This window comes from Burkholderia sp. SIMBA_051 (assembly GCF_046534915.1).
In the GTDB taxonomy this organism is placed as follows: domain Bacteria; phylum Pseudomonadota; class Gammaproteobacteria; order Burkholderiales; family Burkholderiaceae; genus Burkholderia; species Burkholderia ambifaria.
Window position 1 is genome coordinate 1 of record NZ_JAWRXS010000485.1, and the last position, 260, is coordinate 260.

Sequence of the window (260 nt, forward strand, 5' to 3'; positions counted from 1 at the left end):
GGGCTGGATGTAGGTGACAGGCCGGAGATCGTCCGGCCCCCGTGTGACAGAGCGCTTAGCGAGAGGCACGCATGGCTTCCAGCAGCATGAACTTCGACGTAACCAAACTTCCGATCATGACGATCTACGATTTCCCCAAAGGACCCTATCCGACACGCGTCCGTATCGCCCTGGCCGAGAAGGGGCTGCGATCGCGCGTCGAGTTCGTGATGGTCGACCTTTACAAAGGGGAGCACAAAAGGCCCGAGTTCATCTCCGAG

Annotated in this window: 1 protein-coding gene; it reads left to right on the forward strand. The window is 59.2% G+C overall.

Annotated elements, in window-relative coordinates; translation table 11 throughout:
* Positions 1–71: 71 nt before the first annotated feature.
* The coding region (locus SB771_RS35390; protein ID WP_410722091.1) for a glutathione S-transferase N-terminal domain-containing protein at positions 72–260 on the forward strand (189 nt) is incomplete at its 3' end.